Origin of the sequence: Breoghania sp. L-A4 (assembly GCF_003432385.1) — a bacterium.
In the GTDB taxonomy this organism is placed as follows: domain Bacteria; phylum Pseudomonadota; class Alphaproteobacteria; order Rhizobiales; family Stappiaceae; genus Breoghania.
This window is the reverse complement of the sequence record NZ_CP031841.1, coordinates 1,734,304-1,760,149: the sequence shown is the minus strand read 5'-3', so window position 1 is coordinate 1,760,149 and position 25,846 is coordinate 1,734,304. Positions and strand designations below refer to the sequence as shown.

Annotated in this window: 23 protein-coding genes and 1 pseudogene; 12 read left to right on the top strand and 12 right to left on the bottom strand. The window is 66.0% G+C overall.

The genetic code is table 11. The annotated features are described in order from the left end of the window. Positions 1-17: 17 nt before the first annotated feature. The 7 genes from D1F64_RS08155 to D1F64_RS08125 all read right to left on the bottom strand — a co-directional run bounded on the left by D1F64_RS08155 (position 18) and on the right by D1F64_RS08125 (position 7,765). Positions 18-644, bottom strand: a complete 627-nt coding sequence (locus tag D1F64_RS08155) for a carbon monoxide dehydrogenase subunit G (protein ID WP_117412035.1) — start codon at positions 642-644, stop codon at positions 18-20. Positions 645-694: 50 nt separating this feature from the next. Continuing rightward, positions 695-1,540 (bottom strand): XdhC/CoxI family protein, encoded by an 846-nt coding sequence (locus D1F64_RS08150; RefSeq protein WP_117412034.1) that lies wholly within the window; start codon positions 1,538-1,540, stop codon positions 695-697. Positions 1,541-1,554: 14 nt separating this feature from the next. Continuing rightward, a complete protein-coding gene (locus D1F64_RS08145) occupies positions 1,555-2,763 on the bottom strand; it encodes a VWA domain-containing protein (protein WP_117412033.1) in 1,209 nt (402 codons plus the stop codon). Position 2,764: 1 nt separating this feature from the next. Further along, on the bottom strand, positions 2,765-3,646 hold the full coding sequence (locus D1F64_RS08140) for a MoxR family ATPase (RefSeq protein WP_117412032.1): 882 nt from the start codon (positions 3,644-3,646) through the stop codon (positions 2,765-2,767). A 310-nt stretch (positions 3,647-3,956) separates the two neighbouring features. Then, complete coding sequence (locus D1F64_RS08135) at positions 3,957-6,377, bottom strand: aerobic carbon-monoxide dehydrogenase large subunit (RefSeq protein WP_117412031.1); 2,421 nt, start codon at positions 6,375-6,377, stop codon at positions 3,957-3,959. Further along, positions 6,374-6,874, bottom strand: coding sequence for a (2Fe-2S)-binding protein (locus tag D1F64_RS08130; RefSeq protein WP_117412030.1), 501 nt, complete (start codon positions 6,872-6,874; stop codon positions 6,374-6,376). Before D1F64_RS08130 ends, D1F64_RS08135 begins: the two co-directional genes overlap by 4 nt. A 27-nt stretch (positions 6,875-6,901) precedes the next feature. Continuing rightward, on the bottom strand, positions 6,902-7,765 hold the full coding sequence (locus tag D1F64_RS08125) for a xanthine dehydrogenase family protein subunit M (RefSeq protein ID WP_117412029.1): 864 nt from the start codon (positions 7,763-7,765) through the stop codon (positions 6,902-6,904). Positions 7,766-8,150: 385 nt separating this feature from the next. Here D1F64_RS08125 and D1F64_RS08120 point away from each other — a divergent pair, with 385 nt between their 5' ends. From D1F64_RS08120 to chrA, 3 genes are all read left to right on the top strand, one after another. Continuing rightward, on the top strand, positions 8,151-9,410 hold the full coding sequence (locus D1F64_RS08120; RefSeq protein ID WP_117412028.1) for an Hsp70 family protein: 1,260 nt from the start codon (positions 8,151-8,153) through the stop codon (positions 9,408-9,410). Positions 9,411-9,602: 192 nt separating this feature from the next. Then, positions 9,603-10,427: a sulfurtransferase/chromate resistance protein gene (locus tag D1F64_RS08115; RefSeq protein WP_117412027.1), complete on the top strand. Its 825-nt coding sequence runs from the start codon at positions 9,603-9,605 to the stop codon at positions 10,425-10,427. Beyond that, a complete protein-coding gene (gene chrA, locus D1F64_RS08110; protein WP_117412026.1) occupies positions 10,424-11,791 on the top strand; it encodes a chromate efflux transporter in 1,368 nt (455 codons plus the stop codon). Before D1F64_RS08115 ends, chrA begins: the two co-directional genes overlap by 4 nt. Positions 11,792-11,857: 66 nt before the next feature. Here chrA and D1F64_RS08105 read toward each other — a convergent pair whose 3' ends face one another. After that, the gene (locus D1F64_RS08105) at positions 11,858-13,042 is read right to left on the bottom strand and encodes an MHYT domain-containing protein (protein WP_162901413.1); all 1,185 of its coding nucleotides are present in this window, start codon (positions 13,040-13,042) and stop codon (positions 11,858-11,860) included. Positions 13,043-13,409: 367 nt separating this feature from the next. Here D1F64_RS08105 and D1F64_RS08100 point away from each other — a divergent pair, with 367 nt between their 5' ends. The 7 genes and pseudogenes from D1F64_RS08100 to D1F64_RS08070 all read left to right on the top strand — a co-directional run bounded on the left by D1F64_RS08100 (position 13,410) and on the right by D1F64_RS08070 (position 20,676). Next, positions 13,410-14,324 (top strand): pirin family protein, encoded by a 915-nt coding sequence (locus D1F64_RS08100; RefSeq protein WP_117412024.1) that lies wholly within the window; start codon positions 13,410-13,412, stop codon positions 14,322-14,324. 96 nt (positions 14,325-14,420) lie between these two features. Continuing rightward, positions 14,421-14,861, top strand: a complete 441-nt coding sequence (locus D1F64_RS08095; RefSeq protein WP_117412023.1) for a VOC family protein — start codon at positions 14,421-14,423, stop codon at positions 14,859-14,861. A 49-nt stretch (positions 14,862-14,910) separates the two neighbouring features. After that, positions 14,911-15,606, top strand: coding sequence for a YafY family protein (locus tag D1F64_RS08090; RefSeq protein ID WP_117412022.1), 696 nt, complete (start codon positions 14,911-14,913; stop codon positions 15,604-15,606). A gap of 59 nt (positions 15,607-15,665) precedes the next feature. Next, a complete protein-coding gene (locus D1F64_RS08085; RefSeq protein ID WP_117412021.1) occupies positions 15,666-16,391 on the top strand; it encodes a class II aldolase/adducin family protein in 726 nt (241 codons plus the stop codon). A 1-nt stretch (position 16,392) separates the two neighbouring features. Then, positions 16,393-17,295, top strand: a complete 903-nt coding sequence (locus tag D1F64_RS08080) for an ROK family protein (RefSeq protein WP_117412020.1) — start codon at positions 16,393-16,395, stop codon at positions 17,293-17,295. A 145-nt stretch (positions 17,296-17,440) separates the two neighbouring features. Beyond that, complete coding sequence (locus D1F64_RS08075) at positions 17,441-18,202, top strand: FKBP-type peptidyl-prolyl cis-trans isomerase (protein WP_117412019.1); 762 nt, start codon at positions 17,441-17,443, stop codon at positions 18,200-18,202. Between the two features lie 297 nt (positions 18,203-18,499). Then, positions 18,500-20,676: pseudogene (locus tag D1F64_RS08070) on the top strand (anthranilate synthase component I). A gap of 136 nt (positions 20,677-20,812) precedes the next feature. Here the strand turns inward: D1F64_RS08070 and D1F64_RS08065 are convergent. Then, positions 20,813-21,430, bottom strand: coding sequence for a TetR/AcrR family transcriptional regulator (locus D1F64_RS08065; protein WP_117412018.1), 618 nt, complete (start codon positions 21,428-21,430; stop codon positions 20,813-20,815). An 88-nt stretch (positions 21,431-21,518) separates the two neighbouring features. Here D1F64_RS08065 and D1F64_RS08060 point away from each other — a divergent pair, with 88 nt between their 5' ends. Further along, on the top strand, positions 21,519-22,736 hold the full coding sequence (locus D1F64_RS08060; protein ID WP_117412017.1) for an MFS transporter: 1,218 nt from the start codon (positions 21,519-21,521) through the stop codon (positions 22,734-22,736). 81 nt (positions 22,737-22,817) lie between these two features. Continuing rightward, complete coding sequence (locus tag D1F64_RS08055; RefSeq protein WP_117414501.1) at positions 22,818-23,321, top strand: DUF1203 domain-containing protein; 504 nt, start codon at positions 22,818-22,820, stop codon at positions 23,319-23,321. A gap of 91 nt (positions 23,322-23,412) precedes the next feature. Here the strand turns inward: D1F64_RS08055 and D1F64_RS08050 are convergent, their stop codons facing one another. Genes D1F64_RS08050 through D1F64_RS08040 form a run of 3 tightly spaced genes read right to left on the bottom strand, consistent with a single transcriptional unit; the run spans position 23,413 to position 25,842 of the window. Beyond that, positions 23,413-24,114, bottom strand: coding sequence for an ABC transporter ATP-binding protein (locus tag D1F64_RS08050; protein WP_117414500.1), 702 nt, complete (start codon positions 24,112-24,114; stop codon positions 23,413-23,415). A 5-nt stretch (positions 24,115-24,119) separates the two neighbouring features. After that, positions 24,120-24,872, bottom strand: a complete 753-nt coding sequence (locus D1F64_RS08045; protein WP_117412016.1) for an ABC transporter ATP-binding protein — start codon at positions 24,870-24,872, stop codon at positions 24,120-24,122. Further along, positions 24,865-25,842, bottom strand: a complete 978-nt coding sequence (locus tag D1F64_RS08040) for a branched-chain amino acid ABC transporter permease (protein WP_117412015.1) — start codon at positions 25,840-25,842, stop codon at positions 24,865-24,867. The genes D1F64_RS08045 and D1F64_RS08040 overlap by 8 nt, the downstream gene beginning before the upstream one ends. Positions 25,843-25,846: the final 4 nt, after the last annotated feature.

Sequence of the window (25,846 nt, the reverse complement as noted above, 5' to 3'; positions counted from 1 at the left end):
CCGCCCTGCCCGTCGCGTTACCGGCCGAACCAGAAATAAACCATGACGGCCAGCGCCACGGCCACGGGGACGATCCCCAGAGGGCCCTGGTACCAGTATTTGGGCTCAGGTGCCGCCGCCGCATCGGCAGCCGGGATCGCGGCCCCTTCCAACGCGGGTTCGGACGTGCCGCCGGTGGCTTCCGGCGTGGCAGCCACGCCCTGGGATTCCTCGACCATGCTTCCGAACTTCTCAAAGAACTGCTTGGCGAGTTTCTTCGAGGTGGAATCGATCAGCCGCGAGCCGAGCTGTGCAAGCTTGCCGCCCACATCCGCATCCACATCGTAGCGCAGGATCGTGGCATTCCCGTCCTCTTCCAGCGTGACGGTGGCGCCGCCCTTGGCGAAACCCGCCGCCCCGCCCTTGCCCTCGCCGACAATGCGGTAGCCCCTCGGCGGATCGAGATCGGTCAGCGTCACGGCGCCGGTGAACGTGGCGCGCACGGGCCCCACGGCCAGCCCGACCTTGGCCTCCAGTTCGGTGTCGCTGAGCTTGTTGAGCTCCTTGCAGCCGGGAATGGCGGCCTTCAGCACATCGGGATCATTCAGTGCCGCATAGACGGCTTCGCGCGGAGCGGCGATGCGCTCTTCGCCAGACATTTTCATGGATCGTTTCCTCGTTGATGGTCCGTTCTTGAAGGAGTGACGGTGATCCGCTACGCCGCGCTCGTCTGCGAATTCGCGCCGCTCCGCCGGGTGGCGGCGCGACGCACCTGGATCACCTCCGCCATGATCGACAGGGCGATTTCCTCCGGCGTGATGGCGCCGATATCGAGACCCGCGGGCGCATGTAGCGACGCAAGCCTGGCTTCGGGAACACCAGCATCCGCGAGATCGCGTTTCAGGGCTTGCGCCTTCTTGCGGCTGCCGACAAACGCGACATGCGCCATGTCGCTGGCGAGCACCCCGGTCAGCGCCTTTATATCACCGCGCCCCTGGGTCGCAACGATGGCGAACACGTCGCCCTGCGGCAGGGCGCTGGCCTCGTAGCCGTCGATCCGCCGGTCGGCGGTCTCCACCGACGCCCAGTCCTTCTCGGGCGCGGCGAGCACCACCTCGAAGCCGAAGCGCGGCGCCAGATCGGCGACGGCGCGCGCCACCGGCGCCGTGCCGCAGACCAGCACCACAGGACGCGGGCGCATCGGCTCGATGAACACATCCACCGTGCCCTTCGACGGGCAATGACTGCGATAGTATTCCACGCCGCCGCGCGCCTCGCCCTGGGCCACACCCTCCGCGCTCATGATCTCGTGCGGCTGCACCGAGATCAGCCGGGGCTGGCCGTCGGCGAGCGCGCTCTTGACCGCGCGGGCCACGGCGCCTTGCGCGCAGCCGCCGCCGATCCAGCCATGCATGGTGCCATCCTCCAGCACCACGGCCTTGGCGCCGGCCTTGGCGGCCGTGGCCGCCACGGTGCGCACCACGGTTGCCACGGCAAAGGGCCTGCGCTCGTGGCGCAGGCGGTCGATCATGTCGAGAACGGTTTCCTTGAGATCGCTCATTGGTGTCCTCCCGTTCAGATACGGGCGAGATAGGGTTCGAGTTCCGCGAGGCTTTCGAGATTGTGCGCGGGAGCGAAAAGATCGAGATACGGCAGCGCCGCCTGCATGCCGGCGGCCAGCGGCGCGTAGTCGTCCCAGCCGGCCATCGGATTGAGCCAGACGATGCGCCGGGTGCGCTTGCGCAAACTCGCCAGCGCCTCGGCCAGCCCTTCCGCGTCTCCGGTGTCGTAGCCGTCGCTCATGATGATCACCGCCGTGCGGCCATGCACCACCCGCGCCGCATGCTGCCGGTTGAAGGTGGCGATGCTCTCGCCGATCTTCGTGCCGCCGGAGAAACCGCGCGCGACCAGCGACAACCGGTCCAGCGCCTTTTGCGGATCCTTTTCCCGAAGCACCGGCGAGACGTGCACCAGCCGCGTATGAAACAGGAAGGCGTCCGCCTCGCGCACATGATCCAGAATACCATGCAGAAAGCGCAGGAAGAACGCGCTGTACTGGCTCATGGACGCCGAAACATCGAGCAGCGCCACGATGCGCAGCGGCGTCTCGCGGCGCTTGCGCCGCATCAGGTCGATGGGCTCCCCGCCGCGCCCGACCGAATGCCGGATGGTGGCGCGCAGATCGATGCGCCGTCCCTTGCGGCGCAGCCGCTCGCGCCGGGTCAGCCGGTAGCGCATGCGCCGCGCCAGCCGCTCCACCAGCGCGTTGACTTCGGCGATGGCGTCCGGATCCGCCACATGGCGCAGGTCGGTCGTCTCCAGCACCTCGGCGCGCGATGCGCCGCCGCGCGTCGCCTCGCCCTCGCCGGCCGCTTCCGTGTCGCCGCCGCGCTCCACATGGTCCGGCAGTCCGTCGGGCGCGCCCTGCGCCCCGGGCTTTCCCGCCACCCGGTTGACGCCGGCCGGCGCCTTTTGCGGCTGGCCCGCGATCATCGTTGCCGCACGCACGCCGCGACCCAGCCAATGCGCGTCGAACAGCGCCTCGAACCGCTGCCAGTCGGCCGGGCGCGCGCACAAAAGGGCCCGGAGCGCGGGGCGCAGCGCCGACGCGCGGCGGCCATAACCCGCCTCAGCCAGCACCAGCGCGTCGCGTGCTTCATCCAGCCCCACAGCGAAATGGTTGTCGCGCAGGGTCTTCAGAAAACCGGTCATGCGCGCGCGCACGGCGGCGCCGGCGGCATCCCCGACCTCACCGGCCTCGCGCGATGCGGACGCGGCGTTCATGTCAGGCCACCTTTCCCAGCAGACGGTCGGTGACTTCGCGGGTCATCGACGCCTGGTCGGACCGGGTCTTGAGCAGACACAGCAGGGTCTCGTGGATGACTTCGGGCTGGTCGGCGAGATGCTTGACCCCCAGGCCGACGAGCGCGGCCGCCCAGTCGACGGTCTCGGCCACGCCCGGAACCTTGGAAAGGTCCTCCTTGCGGATCATCGCCACCATGCGCGCGATCTCGATCGCCAGGCTGGTGTCGATGTCCGGCAGCCGGGCCTGCAGGATGCGGGTCTCGCGCGCCTCGTCGGGATAGTCGACATAGTGATACAGGCAGCGCCTGCGCAGCGCGTCGGAGAGCTCGCGGGTGCCGTTCGACGTCAGGATCACCCGCGGGATCGTCACCGCCTTGATGGTGCCGAGCTCGGGCACCGAGACCTGCCAGTCCGACAGGATCTCCAGCAAAAACGCCTCGAATTCCTCGTCCGCCCGGTCGATCTCGTCGATCAGCAGCACCGACGGCGTCTTGGAGCGGATGGCGGCCAGCAGCGGCCGCTCGAGCAGATAGTCTTCGGAAAAGATCTGCGCCTCGACCGCCTCGGCCGCGAGCCCGTCGCGCTCGTGCGTCTTGATGGCCAGCAACTGGCGCTGATAGTTCCATTCATACAGCGCCGAAGAGGCATCCAGCCCCTCGTAGCACTGCAGGCGGATCAGCGGCGCCTCATGAACCGCGCTCAAGGCCTTTGCGACCTCGGTCTTGCCGACTCCGGCCTCGCCCTCCAGCAGCAGAGGCCGCTTGAGCAGGTCCATCAAGACGAGTGCTGTGCCCAGTTCACTGTCCGCCACATATCCGGCACCGGCGAGACGCGTGGCGATTTCGGCCTTGTCGAGGGTCATGGGGAAGTCCGTTCCTTCGGCGCAGACATTGAATTCATCTCTGGAAGTCGATCAACGACTTTACCCGTGATGTCATCCCGGGCGAGCGCAGCGAGACCCGGGACCCAGTAACCATTGGGGTCGGTTGTTTCGCGGGATCACTGGCGGCGTTGATTACTGGGTCCCGGCTTTCCGCTAACGCTCCAGCCGGGATGACACCGGGAAGAGGCACTATTGCGCCCACCACCAGGTCTCAGCGCCCCCCGCCCGCGTGGGAAGGCATGATGGGAGCGGCCGCGCCATGTCGGCAATAGCCGCCGCTCCCATTTTTCTATCCCGTCAATCCCAGCCGCTTGCTCACGCTCCACAGCCGCCAGTTGTCATGCGGCATCTGGATATGGCCGGCGTCGAGGTGGGCGAAGGCGTCGTTGACCGCGTTGGAGAAGCACGGCACGGAGCCGACGTTCGGGCTTTCGCCGACGCCCTTGGCGCCGATCGGGTGATGCGGGCTTGGCGTCACCGTGTGATCGGTCTCCCAGATCGGCGTCTCCACGGCCGTGGGCAGGAAGAAGTCCATCAACGAGGCGGTTTTCACGTTGCCCATCTCGTCGTAGGCGATCTCCTGGCCCATGGCGATGGCGTAGCCTTCCGTCAGCCCGCCGTGCACCTGACCCTCGATGATCATCGGGTTGATGCGCGTGCCGCAATCGTCCAGCGCATAGAAACGCCGCACGGTGTGCGCGCCCGTATCGGCATCGATGTCCATCACGCAGAAATAGGCGCCGAAGGGAAAGGTCATGTTCGGCGGATCATAGTAGCTCACCGCTTCCAGCCCCGGCTCCATGTTGGGCGGCAGGTTGTTGTAGGCCGCCCAGCAGATTTCCTTCATCGACTTGGTCTTTTCCGGCAGTCCCTTGACGCGGAAGCCATCGACATCCCACTCCAGATCGCCCTCGTGCACTTCCAGCAGGTGCGCCGCGATCATCTGCGCCTTGGCCTTGATTTTCCGCGCGGCCATGGCGGTCGCCGCACCGGCGACCGGTGTCGAGCGCGAGCCGTATGTGCCGAGGCCGTAGGGCGCCGTGTCGGTGTCGCCTTCCTCGATGTCGATCATGTCGGCTGGAATGCCCAGTTCCGTGGCGATGATCTGGGCATAGGTGGTCTGGTGCCCCTGCCCCTGGCTGATCGTCCCCATGCGGGCGATGGCCGAGCCGGTCGGATGGATGCGGATCTCGGCTGAATCGAACATGCCGACGCCGAGGATGTCGCAGTTGCGGGTCGGACCCGCGCCGACGATCTCGGTGAAGAACGAGATGCCGATGCCCATCAGCTGGCGCGTTTCGCCGCGATCGAAGGCGGCGCGCTGTTCGGCCTGCTCACGGCGAAGCCCGGCATAGTCCACCGCCTCCATCGCCTTGCGCATGGCGGTCTCGTAGTCGCCGCTGTCGTATTCCCAGCCCAATGCCGACTGATAGGGGAACTGCGCCGCCTTGATGAAGTTCTTCAGGCGCAATTCCGCCGGATCCATCTTCAGCTTCTGCGCCAGCAGATCGATGGCGCGTTCAATCGCATAGGCTGCTTCGGTGACGCGGAAGGAGCAGCGGTAAGCCACGCCGCCCGGCGCCTTGTTGGTGTAGATGCCGTCCACCGCCACATGCGCCGTCGGGATGTCGTAGGAGCCGGTAACGATGTTGAAGAAGCCGGCCGGCCATTTGGTCGGATCGGCGCAGGCGTCGAACGCGCCGTGATCGGCCAGCACGTGGCAGCGCAGGCCGGTGATCTTGCCGTCGGCCGTGGCCGCCAGTTCCGTGGTCATGTGATAATCGCGGGCGAAGGCCGTCGCCGCGAGGTTCTCGATGCGGTCCTCAACCCACTTCACCGGCTGGCCGAGCACGATCGAGCCGACGATGGCGCAGATGTAGCCCGGATACACGCCGACCTTGTTGCCGAAACCGCCGCCGATGTCCGGCGAGATCACGCGGATCTTGTGCTCGGGTATCGTGGACAGGAGCGACGCCACCGTGCGCACCACATGCGGCGCCTGGAAGGTGCCCCAAAGGGTCAGGTCGCCCTGGATCTTGTCCATCGAGGCGACGCAGCAGCAGGTCTCCAGCGGGCACGGGTGACAGCGATGGTATGAGATCAGGTCCTTGGTCGTGACCGCCGCACTGGCGAAGATCGCGTCGGTCTCTTCCTTCTGGCCCACCGTCCACTCGAAGATGTGGTTGTGATGCTTGCGGGGGCCATGCGCCCCTTCCATCTTGCCTTCCAGATCCTCGCGCAGGACCGGCGCATCCGCGTCCATCGCCTTGAACGGATCGATGACGACCGGCAGATCCTCGTATTCGACCTCGACCAGTTCCACCGCGTCGGCCGCGATGTAACGGTCCTCGGCGATAACGAAGGCGACCTCCTGCATCTGGAACAGCACCTTGCCGTCGGCCAGCACCATCTGCACGTCGCCGGCCAGCGTCGGCATCCAGGCGAGGTTGACGGTCTTCAGCGTTTCCGCCGTCAGCACCGCCTTGACGCCCGGCAGCGCTTCGGCCGCCGATGTGTCGATCGACTTGATGCGGGCGTGGGCATAGGGCGAGCGGACGAAATCGCCAAACAGCATGCCCGGCAGCTTGATGTCGTCGACGTAGTTGCCCTTTCCTTGCGTGAACCGCACATCCTCGACGCGCTTGCGCTTGCAGCCCATGCCTTCGAGTTTTGCTTCGCGCTCCTCGCGCGGCAATGTCATGTCGTTCATTCCGCTGCCTCCTTCGCGTCAGCGCCGTTCATAACCTCGGCGGCGGCCCGGATGGCCTTGACGATGTTCTGATAGCCGGTGCACCGGCACAGGTTGCCCGCGATGCCCATGCGGATTTCCTCGTCCGTCGGGTTGGGGTTTTCCTGCAGCAGGCGGTAGGCGCGGGTGATCATGCCCGGGGTGCAGAAACCGCACTGCAGGCCATGGTGCTGGCGGAAGGCTTCCTGCAGCGGATGCAGGCTGCCGTCGGCTTCCGCCATGCCCTCGATCGTGCGGATGTCCGCGCCGTCGGCCTGCACCGCGAACAGCGTGCAGGACTTGACCGACTTGCCGTCGATGTCGAGCGTGCAGGCGCCGCAGTGGGTGGTCTCGCAGCCGATGTGCGGGCCGGTCAGCGACAGCTCCTCGCGGATGAAGTGAATGAGCAACGTGCGCGGCTCTACGAGGGCTTCCACCTCTTTGCCGTTCACGGTCATCTTGACGTGTGTTTTAGCCATGAATGTTTCCTCTCCCTGGTCCGCGGATCACGCCGCGCGCGTCTTGGCGCGCTCGATCGCACGGCGGAGCATGACGCCGGCCATCTTGGTGCGGTACTCCGCGGGGCCGCGTCCGTCGGACGCAGGATCGGTGATGCCTTCCGCCGCCGCGACAGCCGCATCGATGGCCGCCTTGTCGATCACGGTGCCGACGAGGGCGCTGGCGGCCTCCTCAGCAAGCAGCGGTGTGTCACCGACGTTGGTGAGCGCGATCGCCGCGGAGGCGCACGTCCCGCCACTCATCGTCAGCACGACGGCGGCGGCGGCGGTCGCATAGTCGCCGACCTTGCGCTTCAGCTTCTCATAGGCGTAGCCGTGGCCCGCCGGCGACGCCGGGATCCGGATTTGCGTGAGCAGTTCGCCCGGCTCGAGCTTGGTGAAATAGGCCGCCTCGTAGAAGTCGCGCGCCGCGACCTCGCGGGTGCCGTTGGGACCCGCCAGCACATAGGTGGCTCCCAGGCACTGCATCAGCGCCGGCATGTCGTTGCCGGGATCACCATTGGCGACATTGCCGCCCATGGTTCCGACATAGCGGACCTGCGGATCGGCGATCAGTTTGGCGGTCTCGATGAGAATCGGCAGGCTCGCGGCGATCTCGGCCGAGTCGATCATGTCGTGCTGCGACACCATGGCGCCGATGACGACCGTGTCGCCCTCACGCGTGATGCTCTTCAGTGCGGCGATCTGGCTGAGGTCGATGAGATGCTCCGGCTGCGCCAGGCGCAGCTTCATCATCGGAATGAGGCTGTGGCCTCCGGCGAGCGGCCGCGCTTCTTCACCCAGTTCGGTGAGCAGGGCGACTGCCTTGTCGACGGAATCCGGCCGGTAGTAGGAAAAGGTTCCCGGTATCACAATCGTCCTCCCATTTTCGGCCCGCCGCGGTGCTCTCCTCAGCCCCATCAGCGGGTGTGCGATACGACAACATGGTGCCTGATCGCGCCGCGCCCCGGTGCTCAATTCCATGAGAGACAAGGCGTTTTGCACGAACGACGGAATATGCCGCACGAATGACGGGAGGCCCGCATGAGCGGCGAAATGCCTCGTCTTTGTGGTTCCGTGGAGGCCGGATTCGCGGTGCCGGCCGCGTCCGGGCTCGACAGGCGGGGCCGGATCCCTGTAGAAGGCGCTCCCGGCCGCGCACCGCACGCAGGTTTCGTGCACCGTTCCGATCCGCGCCATCCCCGCCGGACGCGCTTTCCCCGCGCCCTGCCATGGCGACACCGACAGAGGCATTCTCGTGACGCACCTTGCTTGCGGGCTGGATTTCGGCACCTCGAACTCCACCCTCGCCATCCACGCGGAGAACGCGCCGCGCCTGTTGCCCCTGGAAGGCGACGAGGTAACGATTCCCAGTGCGGTGTTCTTCGGCACGGAACCGCAGGACGCCTTCCTGGTGGGCCGCGCCGCCATGCGCGCCTACGTGGAGGGCGCGACGGGACGGCTGATGCGCTCGCTCAAGTCGATCCTCGGCTCCTCGCTGATCGAGGACCGGACGCAGGTCTACAAGCGCCGCATCGCCTTTTCGGAGGTGATCCGCCTGTATATCGCCGAGTTGAAGGCGCGCGCGGAAATCGCCGCCGGGGCGCCCATCGATCATGTGGTGCTGGGCCGCCCGGTGCATTTCGTCGACAACAAGGACGAGGCCGACGCCCAGGCCGAGGCGACCCTGCTGCGCATCGCACGCGAGATCGGCTTTTCGGATGTTTCCTTCCAGTTCGAGCCCGTCGCCGCCGCCTTCGACTACGAGCGCCGGATCGATCGGGAACGCATCGTGCTGATCGCCGACTTCGGCGGCGGCACCTCGGATTTCACCGTCGTGCGTCTGTCGCCCGATCGCAACGTCGCCGACGACCGCGCCCGCGACATCCTCGCCAACGGCGGCCTGCGCCTGGGCGGCACGGATTATGACCGAACCTTGAGCATAAGCGCCTTCATGCCGACGCTCGGCCACGAGACGCTGCAGACACGGGGTGATCTGGAAATTCCGGCGGGCCCCTACTGGGACCTGTCGAACTGGGCCGACATCCACCATCTCTATGATCCCAAACGACTCATCGAGATCCGCCACACCCGGCAGGTCGCGCAGCGGCCCGAGTTCATCGATCGGCTGATCCATATCATCGAGGAGCGCAAGGGCCACAGCATGCTGATCGAGGTGGAGGCGGCGAAAATCGCCCTGTCGTCAGCGCCCGCGTATCAAGCGGCGCTCGACTGGATCGAGGCGGGCCTCACCGTCACCGCGACCCGCGACAGCTTCGAACGGACCACCGCGCGGCTGCGGGAACGCCTGCGCGGCGCATCGCTCGCCTGCGTCGCCGAGTCGGGGCTGACGCCGGAGGCGATTTCCGCCATCTTCTTCACCGGCGGCACCAGCCAGATCCCCAACGTCCGCGAAGCGATCACGCACACCTTCCCCGACGCCCAGGTCATCGACGGCGACCGCTTCGGCTCCGTCGGCCTGGGTCTGGCGATCGAGGCCAAGCGGCGCTACGGGTAGCGGGCCGGACCGCAAACATGATCCTACAAGTCGCTCACAGCAACCGTTGGCAGTATAATGTGCTGAAGCGCATAGAGTTCTTGACTTCGCTTCCCTCATTTCCTTATCTGACTGCATGGGGATTGCGAGCTCCCCACGAGGCGCCAGCCGAAGATCGCGTTCCACATCAACCCCGGAGACGGAGGAACGCACATGTCTGCGCCCAATGCCATTTCCTGTGACAAGCTCGCCCGCATCATCGGAACCCCACGCACACCTATTCTGCTTGACGTCCGCTCTGAGGACGACTTCATGGCCGACCCGAGGCTCCTGCCCGGTGCGACCAGAGTTGACGACCAGGCGCTTGCCGATCTCGCCGCGCAGTTGGGAAATCAGCCAACCATTGCTGTTTGCCAGGCCGGACACCGGCGCAGCCAGGGCACAGCCGCATGGCTCCGCGCGGAGGGCTGTGTCTCGGAATACCTCGAGGACGGGTTCGAGGCATGGCGCGCCGCCGGTTTGCCATTGATCGATCCCGCCAAGTTGCCGCAACGCGACGCCCAGGGCCGCACCGTCTGGGTTACGCGATCGCGCCCGAAGATCGACCGCATCGCCTGCCCCTGGCTAATTCGCAGGTTCCTTGATCCCCGCGCGGTGTTCCTGTTTGTAGCCCCCGCGGAAGTGACCGCGGTTGCCGAGCGCTACAATGGTACTCCCTTCGACATCGAGGACGTGTTTTGGAGCCACCGGGAGACGCTATGCACTTTCGACGTGCTGCTGGCGGAATTCGGTCTGACCATTCCCGCGCTCGACAGGCTCGCGACCATCGTTCGCGGCGCCGATACCGCCCGGCTCGACCTCGCCCCTGAGGCGGCGGGTCTGCTCGCGGCGTCGCTGGGATTGTCTCGGATGTATTCAGACGACCTGGAGCAACTCAAGGCCGGAATGCTGCTCTACGACGCGTTCTATCGCTGGGCGCGTGACGCGAGTGAGGAGACCCACAACTGGCCCACGAACACACCAAAGGCAGAGCGGTGAAGGGCCGTCGATATCCCACGCTCGCCGAGGCCACTCACATCTGGGCGCGGATCGGGCTGCTGAGTTTTGGCGGTCCCGCCGGGCAAATCGCGCTCATGCACCGTATCCTTGTCGAGGAGCAACGCTGGCTGGGCGAGAAGCGGTTTCTGCACGCGCTCAACTACTGCATGCTACTGCCCGGCCCGGAGGCGATGCAGCTTGCCGTCTATATCGGCTGGCTAATGCATCGCACCTTGGGCGGCATCATAGCGGGCGCCCTTTTTGTCCTGCCGGGTGTGGTGTCGATCATGGCGCTCAGTTGGGTCTATGCGCTTTATGGCAACGTCGGCCCCATCCAAGCGCTGTTTTTCGGGCTCAAAGCAGCGGTGCTGGCCATCGTCATACAGGCCGTGATCCGCATCGGGTCGCGCGCCTTGAGAAATGCCGCGATGCGGGCCATTGCCGCGACCTCCTTCATCGCGATCTTCGGTTTCGCAGTACCGTTTCCGCTGATCATCCTGGCCGCAGGGATGATCGGACTTTTTGGTGCCCGCGCAGGTATGCCCGCCTTCCTGGGTGGCGGCGGACATGGCAAGGTTGGCGCGATACAGGTCAACGACGCCGACACATTGCTGGGCGAAGAGTCACCTGCCCACACACAGGTCAACCGTGCGTGGGCCTTTCGTGTATCAGCGGTATTCCTCATCCTCTGGCTGACTCCGGCGGCCCTGCTGTTCGCCGTGTTCGGACCTGCCAACATCTTTGCGCAGATCGCGGCCTTCTTCAGCGTCATGGCTGTGGTGACCTTCGGAGGTGCCTATGCGGTGCTCGCCTATGTGGCGCAGGAGGCGGTACAGAACTTCGGCTGGCTCGCGCCAGGCGAGATGCTCGACGGCCTTGGCATGGCGGAAACGACCCCCGGCCCGCTGATCATGGTGACACAGTTCGTGGGCTTCATGGGGGCCTTCCGCGGTGCGGGCGGGCTCTCGCCGTTGGTGGCGGGAACGCTGGGTGGGCTTCTAACCACGTGGGTAACGTTTACACCTTGCTTCCTTTGGATATTCCTCGGTGCGCCCTTCATCGAGCGGTTGCGCGACAACAAAGTGCTGTCAGCCGCGCTGACCGCGATTACGGCGGCGATTGTGGGTGTTATCCTGAATCTCGCCGTCTGGTTCGGCCTGCATGTCATCTTCGACGAGGTCCGTACCGTCATGTCGTTCGGGCTCAGTCTCGATATGCCCGTCTTGTCATCGCTCAACGGCCCCGCGGCGGCTCTGGTGCTGGTCGCACTGATCGCGGTGTTGCGGTTCCGTCCCGGACCCGTCTCAGTCCTTGCCGGGTGTGCCGCGGCCGGGCTCGCGCTAAACTTCGCCGGGATTACGTGAAGGAGACACGTCGCCCGACCTGGACGAGCGCCAATCGGCGCGGCGCGGCGAGCGTTCAATCGACTCTCAAACCCCCAGCGCCACTTTCAGCGGCTTCAGACGGGTGCGGCTGACCGGGACCTGGTAGGGGGTGTCGCCGTCGAGTTCCAGCACGCCCTGCTCGCCATTGCGGCGCAGGGTCTGGGCGTGGCGGAGGTTGACCAGGTGGCTGCGGTGGACGCGCACGAAATCGGCCCTGCGCACCCGGTCTTCCAGCTCCGAGATCGACAGCGAACAGAAATAGGTGCGCTCGCCGTCAAAGATGCTCGTGTAATGCGCGTCGGCGCGCGCGGCATAGACCTGCTCGGGCGCCAGCAGGATGATCTTTCCGTCCTTGTTCACCGGGATACGGATCATCTCGCCGCCTTGGGCCGCGGAGGAGCCCGCGTTCCAGCCTCGCGGCGTCTCCCCGGCCATGCCTTGCGGCACCGCAAGCTCGCCGTGGTTCATGTCGCCGAAGACACGCGTGGACCAATGCTCCGCACCCTCGCGCGCGTCCATCTCCTCGCCGGGCTCGTCGGGAAGCAAAGTGAGGAAGAAGACCGCTGAAATGGCAAAGGCGATGATGGCGACGATGATCGCCAGCATGTCGTTGGACATGGCCGGCGCGGTCACCGGCTGCACGGAGGACAGCGGCTCGAAGGTGGCCGCCGCCATGGCGGTGTAATGCATGCCGGAAATGGCCGCCCCCAGCGCCACCGCCGAGGTCAGCACGTTGTGGCCCGGGCCACGCACGAACAAGAGCCACAGCCCCAGCATGGACGAGCCCATGCCGACGGCGACCGACGCGGACACCATGACCGGATCGAAGGTGCAGGTGACGCCGGTCAGCGCCGCCATGCCGATGTAGTGCATGCCGGCGATGCCGGCGCCCATCGCCGCGCCGCCGATCCCCAGGCTCCAGCGGCCAAGCCGCAGCACACGGCCGCAGCACAGGCCGGCGCCCACCACGAGCGCCGCCACGAGGGCCGAGACCAGCGTCAGCAGCACATCGTAGCCCACGGGAATATCCAGCCGGACGGCAAGCATGCCGATGAAATGCATGGCCCAGATGGCGACGCCGAGCGAAACGGCCGCGGCGCCGAACCTGACCTTCCAGGCGGCGCCAGAATGGCCCGACAGCGACTTCGCCAGAAGCAGCCCTACGTAGCTGCCCTGAATGGCGATGACGACCGACAGGATTGCGAGCCCATAGTCATAGGTAAATTGCATAAATCGGCGGGTCCTCCCAAACCCTCCAGAACATCCGCGCAACCGTCCCGACTGGCGGCGCCCGAACAGCGCGACCCACGCTTGCCGAATACGCGGTTTCGCAAAATGAGCGACTCCATGTGGCAGCATTCGGGCAGGCCTGGCCGGACGCAGCACGCAGGCACGTCCGGATTTCACAATATGCTGATCCCGCGCATTGATAAAGCCTCATGCATGATCGCCGGTAGAGGATTGGAAACACTGCGTTCGACGGCCCGATGCTTCTCTCACCCTTGGTAAGGCGCTACTGTCATGGAGCAGTATTGATGCGGTATCGGTCCCCCGGGCGCCCCGCGCGACGGCCGCGCCCCAAGCACGAGACGCCGAGATGAGCAGACTGCCCGACGATCCCACCCTGGGCGATGCGATCAGCAGCAACGCCATCGACACGATCATCGTGCCGCGCGCGCGCGATCTCGGCGGCTTTTCCGTGCGCCGCGCCCTGCCCTCGCCCAAGCGGCAGATGGTCGGCCCCTTCATCTTCTTTGATCAGGTCGGCCCGGCGGAGTTCATCACCGGAGAAGGCATCGACGTGCGGCCGCATCCGCACATCGGGCTCGCCACCGTCACCTATCTCTACGACGGCGAGATCTACCACCGCGACAGCCTCGGCTCGGCGCAGCCGATCCAGCCCGGCGACGTCAACTGGATGACGGCCGGGCGCGGCATCACCCATTCCGAGCGCACCGCGCCCGAGGTGAAGGCCACCGGCTCGAAACTGTTCGGCGTGCAAAGCTGGGTGGCGCTGCCCGGACACGCCGAGGAAACGGCGCCGGACTTCACCCATCACGCCAAGGCGGCGCTGCCGGTGATCGAGACTCCGGGCGCGCGCGTGCGCATCATCGCCGGTGAACTCTATGGAGCCAAGGCACCCACGAAGACCTTCTCCGACATGTTCTATGCCGACGTGGCGCTGGAGGCCGGCGCCACGATTCCGCTCGACGCGGGCTACGAGGAGCGCGGCGTCTACACGCTGTCGGGCGACATCGAGATCGCCGGCGACACCTTCGGTCCCGGCCAACTGCTGGTGTTCAAACCCGGCGACGCGCTTTCGATCACCGCGCGCACGGATGCCCGCTTCCAGTTGCTCGGCGGCGAGCCGATGGACGGCCAGCGCTACGTGTGGTGGAACTTCGTCTCCTCGTCGAAGGAACGCATCGAGCAGGCCAAGGAAGAATGGCGCCGCGGCCGTTTCGACATCGTGCCCGGCGACGAGGCGGATTATATCCCGCTGCCCGACTGACCGGAGTTTTTATGGCCACGGCGGAACACTCCTGACAGAAGGCTGTCAGGAGGCCTCTCCTAGACTGCAACCGTTGCATCACTGAGGAGAGACGCCATGACGTCCGCATCGAAGCCTTTCACCCCGGATCATTTCACCGTCTGGACCGAAATCCCGGTCACCGACATGGACAAGGCCATCGCGTTCTATGGCGCGGTGTTCAAAACCGAATTGAAGGTGGATGACACCGGGCCCAACCCGATCGCCATCTTCCCCACCACCGGCACCGACAGCGTCGCCGGGCACCTGTATCCCGGCAAGCCCGCCGCCCGGGGGGAAGGCCCGACGATCCACCTCGCCTGCCCCGACGCGCTGGAGCAAACCATGGACCGGCTGCACGCCGCTGGCGGCACGGTGCTGTCGGATCCGATCACGATTCCGCCGGGCCGCTTCGCCTACTGCCAGGATCCCGACGGCAATTCCATCGGCCTGTTCGAAAGTGCGCGCATGGCGAAGACGATTGACCATGCGGAAATTGATCGTATGCAGGATGCGTGAGTACTGTGTCCGCGGCTGTTTCAACGCGGAATAGTCGGGGACAGAGACCATGCGACGCGCCGACCGCCTCTTTCAGATCGTGCAATATCTGCGCGGCGGTCGGCTCGTTCGCGCGGCGCAGCTCGCCGAATGGCTGGAGGTGTCCGAGCGCACCATCTATCGCGACATCGCCGATCTTCAGTCCACCGGCGTGCCCATCGATGGCGCGGCGGGGGTCGGCTACATCATGCGCGACGGTTTCGACCTGCCGCCGCTGATGTTCACCCATGACGAGATCGTGGCGCTGGTAGCCGGCGCGCGGATGATCCGCGCCTGGGGCGGAGCCGCGATGGCGCGCGCGGCCGAGGAGGCGCTGGTGAAGATCGAGATCGTGCTGCCGGACGCCGAACGCGCTCGCGCCCATCAGGTCGAGGTGCACGCCATAGCGCCGGAAATGACGCCGGAGGTGCGGTCCTTGATCGACGCGCTGGAGCGGTCTGTGCAGACCCGCACACGTCTGGCGCTGTCCTATCTGGATGCCGAGGCGCGCGCGAGCGAGCGCACCGTGCGGCCGCTGGGGCTGTGGTTCTGGGGCAAGGTCTGGACACTCGTCGCCTGGTGCGAGCTGCGCGCGGATTTCCGCATGTTCCGCCTCGACCGGATCGAGACGATGCGGGACTGCGGCGACAGCTTCCGCCATGAACCCGGCAAGACGCTCGCCGACTTCTATCGCACCATGGAACGGCGGCCGAAGCGGGAGACATGACGGCGCGATCCGCCCCCCTGCCTCTTGCGCGCGTTCGTCGCCTCGCCTAAGGCTTGAGAATGACGAAAATTGTCCATCACCCAGACACGGCCCTGCGGCATGCGATCATCGAGACGTGCCGGGCCATGAACGCGGCGGGCCTCAACCAGGGCACCGCGGGCAACGTTTCCGCGCGCAACGAGGACGGTTTTTTCATCACCCCCTCCGGTGTGCCCTACGCGGCGATGGAGCCTGCGCAGATCGTGCAGATGGACCTCGACGGCGGCTATTCCGGCGACATGCTGCCCAGTTCCGAATGGCGCATGCATCTCGACATCTACCGGGAGCACGAAGACGCCGGCGCGGTCGTGCATGTGCATTCCACACACGCCGCCGCCCTCTCCTGCCTGCGCCACGATATTCCGCCGTTCCATTACATGATCGCGGTCACCGGCGGCGCGACGCTGCGTTGCGCGGATTACGCCACCTTCGGCACCGGGGAGCTGAGCGAGGCAATGAACCGGGCGCTGGAAGGCCGCGCCGCCTGCCTGCTCGCCAACCACGGCCAGATCGCCTTCGGCGCGAATCTCGCCAAGGCGCTGTGGCTCGCCGGCGAAGTCGAGGAGCTCTGCCGCCAGTACACCATCGCCATCTCGCACGCGGCGGCCGCTCGGCGCCCGCTGGTCATCCTCGACGACACCGAGATGGAAACAATCCTCGAAAAATTCAAAACCTACGGCAAGCAGCCGGAGGATTTCGCGCCCGGCGAGCACGCGGCCTTCGACGTTCCGGTGCAGCGCGACTGACATGACGGTCCGCATCGGCATCGACTGGGGCGGCACCAAGATCGAGGCCATCGCGCTCGATGAGACGGGCGCGGAACTGATCCGCCGCCGCGTGGCGACGCCGAAGGGTGATTATTCGGCGTGCATCGCCTCAGCCCGCGATCTCGTGCTCGGCATCGAGCGGGAGATCGCGACTGCCGGGAGCATCGGCGTCGGCATCCCCGGCACGCTGTCGCCCGCGACCGGACTGGTGAAGAACGCCAATTCCACCTGGCTCAACGGCCGTCCGCTAAAAAGAGATCTGGAGTCCGCCTTCGGCCGGCCCGTGCGGGTGCAGAACGACGCCAACTGCCTCGCAGTCTCCGAGGCGCGCGACGGCGCGGTCGCGGGCGCGCATGTCGTCCTCGGCGTGATCCTCGGCACCGGCTGCGGCTCCGGCATCGCGATCGATGGTGAGGCGCTGGAGGGACACCAGGGCATCGCCGGCGAGTTCGGCCATGTGCCGCTGCCGTGGGTGGCTGCTGACGAACACCCGGGCGCTAGATGCTGGTGCGGCCGGAACGGCTGCCTGGAGACCTTCATTTCCGGCTCGGGTTTTGAGCGCGACTATTTCGAGACCACCGGAACCGCGCGCTCCCCGCAAGCCATCGTCGAGGCCGCGCAAGCGGGCGACGCGGAGGCCGCGGCCGCCTACCGCCGCTACGCCGAGCGGCTCGCGCGCGGTCTGGCGCTATTGATCAATATCCTCGATCCCGACGCCATCGTGCTCGGCGGCGGCATGTCCAACATCGATGCACTCTACGCCGACCTGCCGGATCTCATCGCGCCCTTCGTGTTCTCGGATCAATGGCACACGCCGATCGTCCGGGCACGACACGGCGACAGCTCCGGCGTGCGCGGCGCGGCGGGGCTTTGGGAGACGTGAACGCCACGCCGGCCCGCAGAGCGGATGCGGGCCAGATGCGTTTTCACGTTCTGAAGAAAAACCGTGCCTCGTCGCGACTTCGCCACACACATGCCTTCTGTTTTTGCACACGTTCCCTTTGACCCTCCCGACCCGTGAGGACCCGATGATCAGATCAATGCTCGCCGCACTGTTTTCCGCCCTTTTCCTGCTGCCCGCGTTCGCCGCGGAGGTGCAGACGCGCGACATCACCGTTGGCACCGGCGAGGAAGCCAATGTCGGCGAGACGGTGATCGTGCATTACACCGGCTGGCTGATGGACGGCACCAAGTTCGATTCCAGCCACGACCGAAACCAGCCGCTTGCCTTCACGCTGGGCGAGCGCCGCGTCATCATCGGCTGGGAACAGGGCGTCGAGGGCATGAAGGTCGGCGGCAAGCGCGAGCTGATCATTCCGCCGGAACTCGCCTACGGCGAGCGCGGCGCGGGCGACGCGATTCCGCCGGGCGCCACGCTGAAATTCGAGGTCGAGCTGCTCGAGGTCCGGGCCAAGAGCTACACCGACCTCGACAACGACGCGCTGAAGGCCAGGATCGCGGCGGGCACGACGATCGTCGATATCCGCCGCCCCGACGAATGGCAGCAGACGGGCGTGATCCCCGGCAGCCATCTCATCACCTTCTTCGACAAGGAGGGCAAGGCGAACCCCAGTTTCGGCGCGGCGCTTCAGGCGGTCATCGCCAACCCCGCCCAGGAAGTGGTCTTCATCTGCCGGACCGGCAGCCGCAGCTCCGTGCTGTCGAAATATCTGGCGGAGCGCGCCGGTTTCATCAATGTGGCCAACGTCGAGAAGGGTATCATGGACTGGATCGCGTCCGGCGGCGAGGTCGCCAAGCCGGAGATGCCCGAGGATTGCTGGTTGTGCTGAGGGCGTTCTCAAGGCGCGATCATCGCATCGCGATCAACCGTTGCAACGCGCGCGCGACTGCGCTATCCAACTGACCATGAACATTTTGATCAAAGCAGTGGCAGGCTGGTGGTGGCGCCCATAGGGTGGCCGTGACGACGCATGCGCGCATGAGATCGTAACGACAAGGCCGCCCAGGGACCCCCGGGCGGCCTTGTCGTTTTCGGGGTCCAATTTCCGAACACTGTGGCGGTATGGATTTTGGCGATTCGCATGGGCCCGCACGAGAGCGGGATGCGAAGGTGGAGGTTTGAGGCTATGAGTTTTTCGGCGGAACAGCGCTACATCACCGGCGGCGGTATCGAGATCATCCGCCGCCCCGCGCGACCGACTATGAAGACGGCACCTCCGCCTGGCTCGACCGGCTCGACAACGAACGCGGTGCGGTTCTCTCCTCCAACTACGAGTATCCCGGCCGCTACACGCGATGGGACATGGCCTTCGTCAATCCGCCCCTGATGCTGGAAAGCAAGGCCGACCGCGTCACCATCACCGCGCTCAATGAGCGCGGCACGGTGCTGCTGCCGGCCATCCGCGCGGCCGTCTCGGAGATCGAGGAAGTGGCGTACTGCCAGGCCGAGGGCGATCACATCGACATCGTCATCGCCAAGCCGTCGCGCGCGTTTACCGAGGAAGAGCGCTCGCGCCAGCCGTCGGTGTTTTCCGTCATCCGCCGCATCGTCGCGCTGTTTGACTGCGAGGACGAGTATCTCGGTCTCTACGGCGCCTTCGGCTACGATCTCGCCTTCCAGTTCGAGCCTATCGAGCTGAAGCTGGAGCGCGCCGGGGATCACCGCGACGTGGTGCTCTATCTGCCCGACGAGGTCCTGATCCTCGATCACCACGGCCGCCGCGCCACCGTCTACAACTACGACTTCATCGCCGGCGGCCAGTCGAGCGAGGGGCTGTCCTCGGTCGCCCCGTCCGCCGCCTTTGAACCCGCCAACCACGAACCGGGGCGCGGCGACCATGCGCCGGGCGAATACGCCGATCTGGTGCGCGAGGCGGTCGACTATTTCCGCCGCGGCGATCTGTTCGAGGTGGTGCCGGGGCAGATCTTCACCGAGCGCTGCACGTCCCTGCCCTCGGCTGTCAGCCGCCGGCTGAAGGAGATCAACCCCTCCCCCTATTCCTTCTTCATCAACCTCGGCCAGAACGAGTTCCTCGTCGGCGCGTCGCCCGAGATGTACGTGCGCGTCAGCGCCGGACGGCGGGTGGAGACCTGCCCGATTTCCGGCACCATCCGCCGCGGCAAGAACGCGATCGAGGACGAGGCGCAGATTCGCAAGCTGCTGAACTCCGCCAAGGACGAGGCCGAGTTGACCATGTGCTCGGACGTCGACCGCAACGACAAGAGCCGCGTCTGCGATCCCGGCTCCGTGCGCGTCATCGGCCGCCGCCAGATCGAGATGTACTCGCGGCTGATCCATACGGTGGATCACATCGAGGGCATCCTGCGCGACGGCATGGACGCGCTCGACGCCTTCCTGTCGCACACCTGGGCGGTCACGGTGACCGGTGCGCCGAAGCGCTGGGCCATGCAATTCATCGAAAACCACGAGCGCAGCGCGCGTTCCTGGTACGGCGGCGCGATCGGCGTGGTGCATTTCAACGGCGATCTCAACACCGGCCTGACCCTGCGCACCGTGCGCATCAAGAACGGCATCGCCGAGGTGCGCGCCGGCGCCACACTGCTCTACGACTCCGTGCCCGAGGACGAGGAAGCCGAGACCGAGCTGAAGGCGTCGGCCATGCTCGCGGCTGTGCGCGAGGCCGGCAAGGTCAATGAGGCGGCCGTCGCGCATGAGGCGGCCGGCGTCGGCGAAGGCGTGAAGATCCTACTGGTGGATCACGAGGACAGTTTCGTGCACACGCTGGCCAACTACTTCCGCCAGACCGGCGCCGAGGTCGTCACCTACCGCTCGCCGGTGTCCGACACGATCTTCCACGACGTCGACCCCGATCTGGTGGTCATGTCGCCCGGGCCGGGCAATCCGAGCGATTTCGACTGCGCCGCCACCATCGGCCGGGCCCGCGCCCGCGGGCTGCCGATCTTTGGCGTCTGCCTGGGGCTTCAGGCGCTCACCGAGGCCTTTGGCGGCTCGCTCAAGCAGCTCAACGTGCCGATGCACGGCAAGCCCTCGCCGATCACGGTCTCCACGGAAAGCAGCATCTTCGCCGGGCTGGAAAATCCCGTCACCGTCGGCCGCTATCATTCGCTCTATGCCGACAAGGACACGCTGCCCGGCGCGCTCAAGGTGACGGCGGAAACCGACGACGGCGTGATCATGGCGATCGAGCATGCCGCCGAGCCCGTCGCCGCGGTGCAGTTCCACCCCGAGTCCATCATGACGCTGGACCAGGAAGCCGGTCACCGCATCATCAGTAACGTGGTGGAGAAACTGGCCAGACGCCGGACCCGCGCGGTGGCCTAGGGCAGCCTGGGGTTACCGGATTGAGGGCTGCAAGCCCGAGGCTTGCAGCCCTCTTCGTCCACGCGAAGGAAGAGCGAGGCGGCCGCATGCCGCTAAGCCTTCGAGACGGCCCGCATGCCGCCCGCCAGGAACTACCCTACGTTGCGGTTTCCAGGCTCAGTTCGTAAACGGTGGCGATGAGGGAGCGGACAAGCTCCGCGGACGGCGGTTCGTAGAACAGGATGCGGTAGACCAGCGGCGCAATGACGTGGTCCATGATCGCGGTGGTGTCGGGAAACGGCACGCCGCGCGCCTTGGCCCGCGCCGCGATCTCCTCGATCTGCACCTTCGTATAGGCGGAACACTTGCCCGGCTTGCCGGCGCCAGGCATTTCCGCGCCGGATCGGCCCGCCAGCACGTCACGGATCATTTCCCGGCCCGGGGCGGACGAGAATTCCTCTGCGAACGCCTCGACCCACAATTCCAGATCCTTGCGCGCGTCGCCCGTATCCTTGGGATCCTCCTCCGGCCGGAAACGCTCCACGGCCACATCGGCCAGAAGTTCCTGAAGGTCGCCCCAGCGGCGATAGATCGTGGAAGGCGTCACGCCCGCGCGTTCAGCGATCGCGGGGATCGTCAGCGCATCGCGGCCGATCTCCTCCAGAAGCTCCGTCGTCGCCTTGTGCACCGATGCCTGCACCCGCGCGCTGCGCCCTCCTGGCCGAGTCTGCCCATGCGAAACCACAGAATTCTCCCGTTTTCGAGCCAAGCTCATTTTCTTAACGCAAATTATTTGCTTTTAGCCGCAGGCTACGCTACATATACCTAACGCAATTCATTTGCTTTTAAGGCACTCTATCATCATGTCAACGACTGCGAAACCGGCAACGGCCACCCCGGCCGATGTCGATCATCCCACCGCGCTTGTCTTTCATTCGGCGACGTTGATCCTGGTCTTCGCCGGCGCCGGCGCGCCCACGCCGCTGTACCGGCTCTATCAGGAGCACTGGCACGCCTCGCCGCTGATGATCACCTCCATCTTCGGCGTCTACGCCGTCAGCCTGCTGGCGGCTCTGCTGATCGGGGGCTCGATTTCCGACCATGTCGGCCGCCGCCCGACGATCTTCGTGGCGCTTTTGCTTCAAATCGCAACCATGGCCGTCTTCATCGTAGCGGACTCAACCATGGCGCTGCTCGCGGCGCGTCTTGTTCAGGGTCTGGCCACAGGCGTGGCCGCAAGTTCGATCGGCGCGGCGCTCGTCGACTCCAGCCGTCGGCACGGCCCATTGATCAACAGCCTGTCGCCCCTCATCGGCATGGCGATCGGCGCGGCCCTCTCCGGCGTGCTGGTGACCTTCGCGCCCGCTCCCATGCGGCTGATCTACATCGTGATGCTCGCCGTCAATTTGCTGCTGGCGCTAGCGATCTGGCGAATCCCGGAAACCATTGTGCCGCGTCCGGGCGCACTCGCCTCGCTCAAACCTCGCGTGGTGGTGCCGGTCCAGGCCCGCCGGGCCCTGGCGCTGACCGTGCCGATCATCATCGCGCTGTGGACCCTGGGTGGCTTCTACATGTCCCTCATTCCGACCCTGATCGGCAAATCCACCGGCATCCAGTCGCCGTTGCTTGGAGCTCTCGTGGTGTCGGCGTTGATGTCGGCGGGCGCGGTCGCAGTCTACCTGCAGCGCAACCGGACACCGTTCAGCACCCTGACACTCGGCTCGAGCGCGATCGTAACCGGTGTCACGATCCTGATTGGGGGTATCCATATGGGCAATGTGCCCGTGTTGTTGGGCGCCAGCCTGCTTATAGGCATCGGCATGGGGTCGAGTTTTCTCGCCTCCGTCGGCATGATCCTGCCGCTCGCCGAGCCAGACCAGCGCGCCGAACTGCTCGCGGCCTTCTATATCATTTGCTACCTGTCGATGTGCCTGCCCGCCATTCTCGCAGGCTTCACTGCCAATGCGATTGGGATTCCCGCCACCGCGGACATCTTCGCGACCGCTGTCGCCATCATGACGCTTGGCGGCTATGCCGCGATCGCCATCTTTCGCGACCGGCCGGGGTACGCGGTGGCGTGAGAAACGCATCCAATCGCAGGAAACGGGTCGCGGCATCGCGGCCCGTGAGACATGGATGAACTCCCGACACAGGAGACACCCATGAGCGACATTCTTATTCAGGCGATGCCGACCGAAACCGCCCGCGCCTACCAGTCTGGCGGCTTGGACGCCAACGGACAGCCTCCCGAGCGCCATATATCCGATGGCTCCGGCGTGCCCTGCCGCCATTGCCTGCGCGGTGTCCCGGCCGGTCAGGACTATCTCATCCTGGCGCATCGACCATTTTCAATGACCCAGCCCTACGCCGAAGTGGGTCCGATCTTCCTGTGCGCCGCCCCTTGCGAGCGCCGTGCGGACGGGACCAGTTTGCCGGAGATGTACGACAGTCGCGGCGCGCTGATCCTGCGTGGCTATGGCGCGGACGAGCGCATCGTCTACGGCACGGGTCAGGTCGTGCCGGTTCCACAGATCACGGCAGTGGCCCGCAACCTGCTCGACGACAGCCGCATCGCCTTCGTGCACGCGCGCTCGTCGACGAACAACTGCTTCCAGTTCAGGATCGAGCGGGATGTTTCGGGCGCAATTGGCATCACCGGTCTTTGACAGGACGCAACGCCGCGAACGCGCGGTGGCGTGAGAAACGCGATCACACCCACCACGTCATCTTCGCGGGGCCTCCCGAAGGTGACGTGGTCTAAACCCCCAGATAGCGCATCTTGAGCTCCTCGACGGCGGCGAGGTCGTCTGTGGTTCCGGCCCAGACGACGCGGCCCTTCTCGACGATGACGTGCCGGTCGGCGAGCTTTTCCAGGGCGTCGAAATTCTTGTCGACGATGAGGATCGACTGGCCCTCGCCCTTCAGCCGCTCCAGGCACTCCCAGATCTCCAGCCGGATCAACGGCGCGAGGCCCTCGGTGGCCTCATCCAGAATCAGCAGCTTCGGGTTGGTCATCAGCGCCCGGCCGATCGCCAGCATCTGCTGCTCGCCGCCCGAGAGCTGGGAGCCGAGATTGCGCGCCCGTTCCTTCAGCCGCGGGAAGAACGCATAGACCCGGTCCAGCGACCAGCCGGGCTGCGCGCCGAAGCGGTTCGCCGCGGTGGCCACGAGGTTTTCACGCACCGAAAGCGTGGGGAAAATCTGGCGGCCTTCCGGCACCAGCCCCAGCCCGCTCTGGGCGATCTCGTGCGACGGCCAGCCATCGACACGCTTTCCCTCGACACGAATCTCGCCGCCGCGCGCCGGCAACATGCCCATGATGGTGGAGATCGTCGTCGTCTTGCCCATGCCGTTGCGGCCCATGAGCGTCACGACTTCACCCGCCTCCACATTGAACGACATGTCGAACAGCACCTGGCTGTCGCCATAGCTGGCCTCGACGCCGATCAGCTCCAGCATCGCGCTCATACCGGTTCCTCGCCGAGGTAGGCGGCCTGGACGTCGGCGTTGGCGCGGATCTCCTCGGGCGTGCCGGTGGCGATCAGACGGCCGTAGACCAGCACGGATATGCGATCGGCCAGCGCGAAGACGGCGCTCATGTCGTGCTCCACCAGAACCATGGCCACCTGGCCGCGCAAGTCCTGCAACATCGCGATGAGGCTGTCGGTCTCCTCGCGGCCCGTGCCCGCCATCGGCTCGTCCAGCAGCAGCAGTTTCGGCCGCGCGGCGAGCGCGATCGCCAGTTCCAGCGCCCGCTGCTCGCCGTGGCTCAACCCGCGGGCGCGCACAAGAGTCCGCTCCTCGAGCCCGACCCGGCGCAGGCACGCCATGGCCTCGCTGTTCAGCGCCCGGTCGGAGGCCGCGCGCCGGACGAACCGGAACGAGTGGCCCTGTTGCGCCTGGACCGCCAGCGCGACGTTTTCTAGCGCCGTGAACTCGGGCAGCACGTTGGTGATCTGGAACGACCGCGCCAGACCGCAGCGCGCGCGCTTGTGCACCGGCAGCGCGGTGATGTCCCGGCCCTTGAAAGTCACCCGCCCCTGATCGCTCGGCAGCGCGCCGCAGATCTGGCCGATCAGCGTCGTCTTGCCCGCTCCGTTGGGACCGATGATGGCATGGATTTCACCCTCGCGCACGTCGAGCGACACGTGATCGGTGACGTTCAACGCGCCGAAATGCTTGCACAGGCCATCGAGCCGCAGGATCGGGTCAGTCATCCTTGCGCCTCCCCGCCTGCAGGCTGTTGAGAAATCCCGTCAGCCCGCCGCGCGCGTAAAGCACCACCACGATGAGGAACGGGCCGAAAACCACCCGCCAGTGCTCGCTCACCTGCGAGAGATTTTCCTCCAGCAGCAGATAGGCCGCCGCCCCCAGGATCGCGCCGTGCAGCGTGCCCATCCCGCCCAGCATCACCATGACGATCAGTTCGCCCGAGCGGTGCCAGTTCATGTAGGCGGGAGAGACGAACTCCGTGTGGTTGGCGAGAAACGCCCCGCCCAGCCCCGCGATCATCCCGGCGATCGCATAGGCGGTGAGCCGGTAGCCGAACGGATTGATGCCGATGGCGGCCAGCCGGCTCTCGCTCTGCTTGGCTGCGCGCAGCACCCGGCCGAAGCGCGAGGCGATGATCATTCGGCACATCAGGTAGCAAGCCCCAAGCGCGGCCAGCACGACGTAGAAGAAGGTCCGGTCATCGCTCAGCAGATCGGCGCCCAGAACGCTGTTGCGGCCCCAGATCGTCAGCCCGTCGTCGCCGCCATAGGCCGACAGCGAGGTCGCGGTGAAATAGGCCATCTGACCGAACGCCAGGGTGATCATGATGAAATAGACGCCCCGGGTCTTCAAACTGATCGCGCCGGTGATCAGCGCGAAGATCCCGGCCGCCGCGATGGCCACCGGAAAGGCGACCAGCCCTTCGGCCTGGCCGCCTTCCGCCAGAATGCCGACCGCATAGGCGCCGATGCCGACGAAGGCCGCGTGGCCGAAGGAAACCAGCGCGCCGTAGCCGAGAATGAAATCCAGACTCAACGCGACGATGGCGAAGATCATGATGCGGGTGACGAACAGCATCAGAAAGCGGTCGTCGGAAAGATGGGCCAAGAGCGGAACCAGCGCGAAGGCGGCGAACAACGCCAGCGGCAGCAGGATCGCGCGGCGCGGCGCCGGGCTCGTGTTGGTGCTTGCCATGGGC